We start from the raw sequence: 9168 nt of genomic DNA on the forward strand, positions 1-9168 counted from the left end.
TCACGCACCCCTAAAGGTGCGACCGCAACATTTAGCGAATAGCGTCACGGCTAATACTAGATGTAGCCAGAAAAGTGCTTGCACAGTACATCACATGACTATTTTACCAAATATCCATGTCGTGAAGGAGTAAAAAACGCGCGAGTCTCCTGGGATTTTTATGTCCAACCCAGATTCGCGCGCCACAATTCTGATTCTTTCGGAAAACAACAGTTGTTAAATTCCTTCGAAGCTTTGCCCACCAGCGGGATCACCAAGCCCAAAGTCTTCGGAATAAACTCCCAACTTGGCAATCCATAGACCTGTATCCGCATCATGGGTGGCCAATAGATCAAGAATTTGAGTTGGATTTCCTTGGGCGTCTGTATACACTTGCACGATATATCGTTGTGCCCTGCGCAGTAACGCCGATACTTCTTCTGGTGTATGACCTCCATCTTCGATCTCAATAATCAGATTTTTGTTTTCATCGTCTTCTTTTCGTTGGACCAGTACCGGTGTGGTCTTGCTGTCAATCGGTTCGAAATGTTTTGCCACGGTTTGACTAGCGCAAGTTAACAATGGTTGATCACTTAACGACGTGCCTGCCGGTATCTTTTCGACACCTGGTTCATTAACAAACTGCCCTTCTGTTTTCGCCACCAAATCTAAAAGATTAACCTGAACACCCTTTATCTTGAGCGGATAGGCCAGTTTTCTCCCCTGATCATTCGCATAGAATTTGATGAAGTAATCCCGCGCAAAACTAGCGGAGAATAAATCTGCGTCGGGATGATTGCGCACCAATTGCTTAGTTATTTCAGCACCAAAGCTAATATCTCGCAAACCGCTACCAAGATGTTCGAACGAGCTGTCTAATTTCATCACGTGGACGTCGCCGACTGGGCGTTCATGGTTTCGATTACATCGCCCAGCTGCTTGGACAATACTATCCACACCTGCGAGTGAGCGAAAGACGGAATCGAAACTAAGATCAACTCCCGCTTCAATTAACTGTGTAGAAAATACAACCATCTTTGTTAGAGGTTGTTGATCTGCCTGACGTGCTTCCCTGATGTTTTCTAATTGTTCCTGGATGGAGGCCATCACTTCCTGTCGGTGAGCCATGCACATCGCGGTGGAAAGATGATATTTATCGACATGGTCCAACGTGAGTGCTTGAAAAGCTTCACGGGCGCTGCGCTTAGTGTTAAACACCACTAACACGCTATCCACATTCGTTAATTCATCCTTAAGCGCGCGAGTTAAATCGTCTACTCCCCATGGCATCTCCATATGATTAATTAGTCTCACCCGTTTGAACGCTGCCTCAACGGCGGGAATATCCGGTACAATCTCAGTGGGGGTATTGATTCCCACCGGAATAACATCCTTGCTCAGCTTGGGTTGTGTGGCCGTACACAGCAATGCTGTACTTTTACCCATACTACTCAACCAATTAATTGCATGATTATTCATTTCAAGGGCATGCAATGGCATTGTTTGGATTTCATCGTAAATTAAAATGCTATTTACTAACCGATGCATGTGCCGCAAATTTTTGCTGCCATGCCCGTATAACGCATTCAGATAAGCAACTTGGGAAGTCATAACAATCGGTGCATCCCAAGTATCACGGGCATAATAATACTCTGGTGTTTTGGGATTATCACTCACCGTAGAATGGTATTCCAGTACCGTGTGATCGTCGTCTTTCGGCAGATTCAACGCATCACGAATGGCACTCGCGTTTTGTTCGATGATCGTATTGTACGGAATCACGATAACGATGCGATCCATTGCATGCACCTTTGCCTGGGTCAAAGCAAACCGAAGACTGGCGTACGTTTTGCCGCCTCCTGTTGGTACGCTTAAACTGTAAATGCCTTTTTTCCCACTCCCCGCCCTGAGACAGAGATCTGACATTTGATGACGCAATTCATTAATTTTAGAACGTTTCTCGTTCTGATCACCACTCTCCATTTTTGCCACGAATTGCTCATTTTGCTGTTGTAACATGGTTAGTTGTTGACTCGTATCAGTGACGAATGTTTGCACACCACTCATGAAGTTACCAGTTTCCAAGTGATCCGCGTCCACCAAACAACTGGCAATAAATCGTAAAATGAAAGCCTGCTGTTCCATGCGCACTGTTTCTGGTACAGCAAGGATTTCGTCATATGCTTGCTGGACATATTGATCGAATTCAGCCTGATCAAATTCGTGGAAAAAAATGTCTTGAATATCCTGTCGATTCCAATCTTTGACCGGTTCATGAATACGTCGAATCAAAGGCGACGGTTCATTTTTAAGTGGGTTCAGATAATCATATGGGCCATTCGAGTTGTGGTGCGCCAAAATGACATTTTCGACTAGATTTCGCAAATATAAATAACCAAACTGGGGATCATCATAATTACTCAGGATATTCTCCAAGACTTGGCCACCGGCAAAGGCATGATTCACTTCACCGCGTTGTGCTGAGGGGTCGCTATCGTGAGAACGACGAATATAATCTTGAAAAGCTTCAGAATATTTGCCGGCATCATGCAGCCATCCGGCTAACCCAGCCACATGGGCAAGACCAATAGTTTCGCCATATGACGCACACAGATCACGGATGGCTGCCAAGTGATCGTGGACGGACTCAGTATGTTGCCCATCTTTTGAATAATGAGCAATCCACTCTTGTTGAGCCATGGATTAATAACCCTTAATAATTTCTGGAGTCAAACCTTCTACAGCCGGATCTTCCACGGAAATTTGAACCTGTGAAAAATCTTCGGCATTATCTGGATAATCCACATGGGTGGCCGCGTGGACTAGATACGGAGCCAATTTTCCTAACTTATTGTCATGTTCCCACCAAACAAGCCGCAACACAGCCATTGATCCTTCCGGTCGGGCAGCAGATGCATCATTAATAAACAATGTCCGTAAAGCTTCTTTCAGCGCCACCGCATCCTCATCAGAAAACCCGGTGCGCTCGGCTTGCTGAACATTAATCGAACCATTGAACTTGTAAACGGCGAACGGCACCATGGACTTGGTACCCATCGTATCGGATCCTTTGCTCTCCCCTGGCTCCAAGTTAATGGATTTAGTGATTTGCTCTTCCTTGACCGTGACAGGCTTAATGGAATATGCAGCCTGAACAGTGACAGGTCCCCGCACAGGAATGGATACCCCGTCCAAGCCATCTTTTGGCCCAGCTTTAAAGGGCATGACCTGTCCAAATGAGCGAACATCAATCCAGCTGGCGGTGGCGGCATCGATAAATCTTTCCCGCCAGTTGTCTAATTTAGCTTTTTTGTCGGCTTTTTCTGCCAATACTTCATTGACCGCATCGCTCATTTTCACACGGTCACGAATATTTGTTGCACCATCTGTAATGCGGTCCCGTTGAAGAATCAGGACATTCAATCCCATATCCTGCCAACGATTGCGAATTTTCCGTTTCAATGCCACGTCACTAATCTCGCCTAAGCCGTCCGCGTTCACTCGCGGCCGATTTGCATCTAATGGATCTCCATTTGGATTGGCGTTTTTAACACCCACAACAACGGAAAAATCAATTTTATGATCTAATACTTTGGTCATATCAATACCCTCCTCTATTCGTTTGCATCCTGAGTATCTTGTGTTTCATCTTTCCGAGCTTTTGCTTTTTCTTGTGCCCGTTGATGCATTGCTTCAGATTGATGGGCAAAACCGATCGGGAACAGCGGTCCGAGTGCTGTATCATCTTCTTGATTTGGCAGCAAGTTCATAATCTCGTTCATCTGCTTTGTATAATAATATCGTTGTGCCCCATTCATTCGATCCAAATAAGATCGATTGACGGCTAACCAGATACGATTCCACGTTGTCGCAGGCCGTTCAGAAACATTAGTCAAAAACCGAATGGCGGTTGTGGTGCGATCACTCTGAGCACCGCCGCGCTTTTTTGCATCGTGGATTGCCGCCTGCTCGGCCGCATTGGCCACAGCAACTAGACGTCCGTAAAGATAAGAACGATCGGTAGAAGTCGGATCTAATGTCATACTATCTACTCCTTTTCGATTATAGTTTGCAACAGCTGAAAATCTCAGCACATCGGTATACCAGTTACCTAAACCTGTCCCAGTGTCTATGCCACCGGACAAATAGCTCAGCGGCCGCATGATGTGTCGTTGAAAAGCAGCAAAAATATCCTCTGGGATGGGACGAGCATGGATGATAGCTGGTAGTAATCGACTCATGGCGCGTTTTGCCAGTGTCGCAAAACGGGTTCCCTCCTTACCAACGCTGTAGGCCCCACGAATTACCTGCATCAGGGTGGGTACGACATCTGTTGGCTGTCCCCGCCAATATCTAACGATTCGTGCTTGATCACCCCAACGCATGACGTTGTCTTTCAAAAGATCAGACTGTAATAAATCATAGTAAACAACTGCCATCCGACCAGTTGTGGCAGCATCTAAAAACATCACGTTGATCGGTCGGCCGTCACTAATCTCGGCAGTATAGCCCAACAAACGTTCACGAAACGATTGGGCGACATCGGCTCCCGTGTCTGTCTGTTGCTTTTTCTGAGCATGCTGATACATCGCCACTCGAGGATCGTTGGTGGCCAAGATCTTCATGCTGGCAACCAATGCGCTGTCGTCTCCCCTAGTCCAGAACAGAAAGACGCGCGAATCGCGCTGGATTCCTTGGCGTTGGATCAACCACTTGAGAGCATGGGTGATTTTTTGAGACTGTGCATACCCGATTGAATAGAAATCATCATCAGTAAACATTCCGCGGTAGGTATAACCACCTGAATCATTGGCTGAAACAAGTTTGGCACCACTTGTTGCCGGATTAATATTCTTTTCGTTCAATTTAGTAGTGGGTTCGGCCCGCCCGGTCAAGTAGTCTATGCCAATGTCATTTCCCTGGGCCTGTTGCTGAGTTAAATAATATGACGTCCAGGACCTAAACATTGTTTGATCTGACCACGGATCGGGCAGTGTATCAACTCGGAACCGAATGTACGGATCTCCCTTTTCCACACTCTTCCGCGTTTTGTCGTCTCCTTGAAATTCACGGAGTAAATCATCCAGCAATGAATCTTGTAGAATGTAACGATAAATCACTCGGACTGTCTGGGGAACGTCAGTAGACTCTGCCCAACCGCCTAATAACGCTGTATACCACTGATGATCCTCACGTGCTTTTTCTTGCTCTTTCTTATTGGCCAGTGAATCTGCAAAGTCACCTGCACAATACCGCACTTTATCCTGTAACGGCATCGGATCCGGATTACTAGAACGTGTGGCACTTTCACTGGTTGCCGGAATTACAGTGAGCTGATCTTCTTTGGGTAATGCCATTGCGGATAAAAAATTTCCCGTCGATGTCAAAGTGACCTGAATGGGCACTTTGACAGAGACATGCGCAAGCGGTAACAGGGTGAAATCCGCACCACTCTTAAATACACCGGCATCTTCAGCGTTGTTATCATATACATTGATCAGTTCTTGAAAGACGCTCATTTAGATTCACCTCCAAACATGGCATCATAAAGTATGTCAACTGACTGCATTGTATTGGGATGCTGCCAATGATAATTTTTGATTTTTCGAATCGGCTGAACAATTTTACATTGATCAGGGGCCAAAAAATGAACAATGCCATCTTGCATCGTCGGCGTCCATAAACGTACTGCAAATGTTGGGTCGCCAGTTTCATCAGGGTAATTATATCCATGTACCATCGTCCCAAATAATTGTTTTCCCTGATTGTCATATGCACCTTCACCAGTACCAAAAGATATTGGCTTCACATAGCCTTGACACTCGCGGGTTCCCAAGAACACATCCTCTCGTCCGCCTGCTTTTAATGCTCGTTGAAAGATGGCCATGTGCTTTTTTGCGTTACGATCTTGTTCAAGATCTGGTCGCTGCATGTTCCAAACGAAATGTGCCCTAACTTGATAGCGGGGTTGCACAAGGTACGTGTAATACGCCAACGTGTTCTTATCCAATGCAAAATTTTTATCCAATGGCCGGATCGCCTTGGATTCTACCTTGATTGTATTCATCACACGCAAATCATCAATCCGCCAAATAAGCGTTGGTTTCCAATAAATCGATGAGGTAATGCCAACTAATGCTTGATAGGTGGGCAACTGATAACTCATTCGTTCGCCACCTCTAGTTAATGGATCAGTGAACAGACCGAAATTCCCCCACACTTCAAACTCAACAGTATTTGTGTCTTTCGTCATAAACTCACCACCTTTCAAATTATCCATGGGTCTTGTACATTCTGAACGTCTTTTGCTCCCCAATGGACCACTTTTGTCCGATAGTTCTTTCCGAGATTGTAAAATCGCAAACTATCCATTTTCAGATTAACGATCTCTTTCAGTGCCGACTGCATCTGTTTTAATCCGACAGAATCTACAATGCATTCGAAAACGGAATTCTGCACCCTTTTGCCGTAACGTTCACATACCTTGGCAACTCGGCTCAGACGGCGAGTACCGCCAGGATCCGTGACAGAGACATCATACGTAACAACTACTAACAAAACAGTTCCTCACTTCCATAAAAATGCAGGATAGGCATCTAAATCTCCCCGCAAATACCTAACAAGCAGTAATGCCTGACTATATGGTACTAGTCCCCAGGAAATTTTTTGTTGCAAATATGGGTGCGTGATTTCGTCGCCTTTACGTTGCTGCCATTGGGTCAGAAACACCCTCCGTCCCTCATCGTTTAACCACACTGCGCCGCTGTCTTGATGTTCAAACATTGATGATTTCATGATATGTTTGTTGATTATGGTCAACACAAATTGATCTGCATAAATTCCACGCAACTCTTCCATCATATCTAATGCAAGTCCCTTCCGCCCTGGCCGATCGGCGTGCATAAATCCAATATACGGGTCCAGACCCACAGAGAGCAAAGCACCGCTGCACTCTTCGCCGAGCATCACATACGCAAATGATAGTAGTGCATTCACATTGTCCAGTGGTGGTCGTCTATTTCGACCAGCGAATCGAAATTCAGATGAGTGCTGGAGTATTAATTGATCAAATTGCGCAAAATATGCGGCAGCTGCGTTCCCTTCTATACCTCTAATAGTATCTAGTTGCGTCGCCAGTTGAACAGCTTGAATACTTTCTCTCAACTCGTCAACCAAATTCTGAAGAACTCCGACATCAACAACAAGTTCATGATCGCGCATGTATCGTTGAATCAGACGCCGTTGATTGTACAACTTACCGGCGATCATGTTACGCGCAATTAATGCACTTTTTCCTTTATCATCAGAAACCCGAACTTGCTCTTTCCGCAAGAGTACATTACCGTTCGTTTGACCAGTCATCTGACCAAGAAACTTCCCCGTAGGCGAGATAAAGGACAATAAAATGTTACGTGCCATACACTCCTGTAACAGAGCGGGACTCGCTCCCATGCGAGTGAAAGCAATGATCGCCTGAAAATTAATTAGGGGTGCTTTGCCCACCGGCTTTTTATCGACCAATACGGTAACATTACCATTATTAAGGGCGAGGTATCCGTCTTCTTGGGAAATAAACAACGTGTTCAGCAACTGCTTCATTCTTTTCCGAGCCTCTCTTCCATATATATACGCACATTTTGTCGATGTTCTAACACCGGCAAACAAATATCTTTTAGAGAGCACCTATTACACCATTTACCGGTCTTGACGATTGGCGTGTACTTCTTTTCCCAATAATTGTGCATCTCCTGCACTGTCTTTTTTGCCGTATTACGCAACTCTTCATCAATGGGGATGCTAATTCGCTTATTCGTGGCAAAGTAGTACAGATCCCCAGTTGTGATTGTTGTCCCTAACATTTCTTCAAGACACATCGTCTCAAGGGCGAGTTGCAAAACATCCGAAAGATTCTTCTTTTCTCGTCCACGCTTATATTCCACGACTAGCGGCACATAGAGTCCCGGATATTTGCTTAACCCGACACCTGTGGATGACTTGTAAAATTCAACTACATCGCAAACTCCGGTCACGCCTAATGTCGGTGAGTGCACACGGAGCGCTCGTTCCACAATGACATCTTTTCGTTTCTCACGAAATTTAGGATCGTCTGCCCGTTTATGTTTTTCTTGTCCTTCATAAGTCAAAATGTTTTCGACCCATTGATCTTCGATGTGAATTAATGCCCATTGTCGCCGACAAAAAACAAAGTGTTGAATGCCCGAGATCATTAACCAATCATCTTCGTCATACATGCACATTGCCTCCCTTTGTAAAACACTCGCATTATAATTATTTCACAATGCTGTGCCACAATCCACCTTTGATGACCCCAAAATCATCTGGTTTTGAAGACAAATCTGTTACAGATACACATTGCATGTAGCCGTGCCGTCATTGAAGGCATTCATGGAAAATGTCTACTTTTGAATCTGTCTAGCTATACTGTTGAGAAGCAATCCAATTTTGATATCCGGCTTTTTTCGACACATATTTTCGAGTTCACGCGACTTAAAAAGCGGTATCCTATCAACTGCATAATTATTATCCGCCAAGATTGTTAATTCACGCATCCCTATTGGTGCGACAGTTCCTGTGCAGTCTCATCTGGATACGGATGAACCTTTCCAGGGTATGCGACAATTACGGATAATTTGGAACAAATGCCACAATTCCTTTCAATTCACGCAACCCCTAAAGGTGCAAAAAACTTACTGTTCACTCAAACATAGGCCGTCCCAACTTTCAATTCATGTACCCCGTAGGAGCGACCCTGAACCTCGTCGGTTGGGCAGATTGCCAAGGGCATTCAATTCACGCACCCCCGAGGGATGAGACTGGATCAGATCCCGAGATTTGCCCGGAATCTCCGTCTTTCAATTCACACACCCCGAGGGATGCGACAGCAGTTGCATACTGCTCTCTATTTATTTGTCGGCTTTCAATTCACGCACCCCGAGGGATGCGACCACTGGCGAGACATCATATAAGTGATCAATGCGACCTTTCAATTCACGCACCCCGAGGGATGCGACGAGCATTTACGGCGGGAAAGGATGTGGTTGATGGCTTTCAATTCACGCACCCCGAGGGATGCGACGCTAATCATGTGCGGTGGATCAAATACGACTAGATCTTTCAATTCACGCACCCCGAGGGATGCGACTCGGTGTTGTCATCTGTCTCCACCCT

Annotated in this window: 7 protein-coding genes and 1 CRISPR repeat array; all 7 genes read right to left on the reverse strand. The window is 45.4% G+C overall.

Annotation, left to right across the window (positions count from 1 at the left end; all coding sequences use genetic code 11):
* Nucleotides 1-216 precede the first annotated feature (216 nt).
* Genes FD09_RS15190 through cas4 form a run of 7 tightly spaced genes read right to left on the reverse strand, consistent with a single transcriptional unit; the run spans nucleotide 217 to nucleotide 8231 of the window.
* A complete protein-coding gene (locus FD09_RS15190) occupies nucleotides 217-2679 on the reverse strand; it encodes a CRISPR-associated endonuclease Cas3'' (RefSeq protein ID WP_057822537.1) in 2463 nt (820 codons plus the stop codon).
* A 3-nt stretch (nucleotides 2680-2682) separates the two neighbouring features.
* Nucleotides 2683-3579, reverse strand: coding sequence for a type I-C CRISPR-associated protein Cas7/Csd2 (cas7c, locus tag FD09_RS15195; RefSeq protein ID WP_057822538.1), 897 nt, complete (start codon nucleotides 3577-3579; stop codon nucleotides 2683-2685).
* 14 nt (nucleotides 3580-3593) lie between these two features.
* The gene (cas8c, locus tag FD09_RS15200) at nucleotides 3594-5498 is read right to left on the reverse strand and encodes a type I-C CRISPR-associated protein Cas8c/Csd1 (RefSeq protein ID WP_057822539.1); all 1905 of its coding nucleotides are present in this window, start codon (nucleotides 5496-5498) and stop codon (nucleotides 3594-3596) included.
* On the reverse strand, nucleotides 5495-6232 hold the full coding sequence (gene cas5c / locus FD09_RS15205; RefSeq protein WP_057822543.1) for a type I-C CRISPR-associated protein Cas5c: 738 nt from the start codon (nucleotides 6230-6232) through the stop codon (nucleotides 5495-5497). Before cas5c ends, cas8c begins: the two co-directional genes overlap by 4 nt.
* 14 nt (nucleotides 6233-6246) lie before the next feature.
* Complete coding sequence (gene cas2 / locus FD09_RS15210; protein WP_057822540.1) at nucleotides 6247-6537, reverse strand: CRISPR-associated endonuclease Cas2; 291 nt, start codon at nucleotides 6535-6537, stop codon at nucleotides 6247-6249.
* A 9-nt stretch (nucleotides 6538-6546) separates the two neighbouring features.
* The gene (gene cas1c, locus FD09_RS15215) at nucleotides 6547-7578 is read right to left on the reverse strand and encodes a type I-C CRISPR-associated endonuclease Cas1c (RefSeq protein WP_057822541.1); all 1032 of its coding nucleotides are present in this window, start codon (nucleotides 7576-7578) and stop codon (nucleotides 6547-6549) included.
* The gene (cas4, locus tag FD09_RS15220) at nucleotides 7575-8231 is read right to left on the reverse strand and encodes a CRISPR-associated protein Cas4 (RefSeq protein ID WP_057822542.1); all 657 of its coding nucleotides are present in this window, start codon (nucleotides 8229-8231) and stop codon (nucleotides 7575-7577) included. The genes cas1c and cas4 overlap by 4 nt, the downstream gene beginning before the upstream one ends.
* Nucleotides 8232-8849: 618 nt before the next feature.
* A CRISPR array of direct repeats spans nucleotides 8850-9142; the repeat unit is 31 nt; unit sequence CTTTCAATTCACGCACCCCGAGGGATGCGAC.
* Nucleotides 9143-9168: the final 26 nt, after the last annotated feature.

This window comes from Schleiferilactobacillus perolens DSM 12744, assembly GCF_001435585.1.
Lineage (GTDB): Bacteria > Bacillota > Bacilli > Lactobacillales > Lactobacillaceae > Schleiferilactobacillus > Schleiferilactobacillus perolens.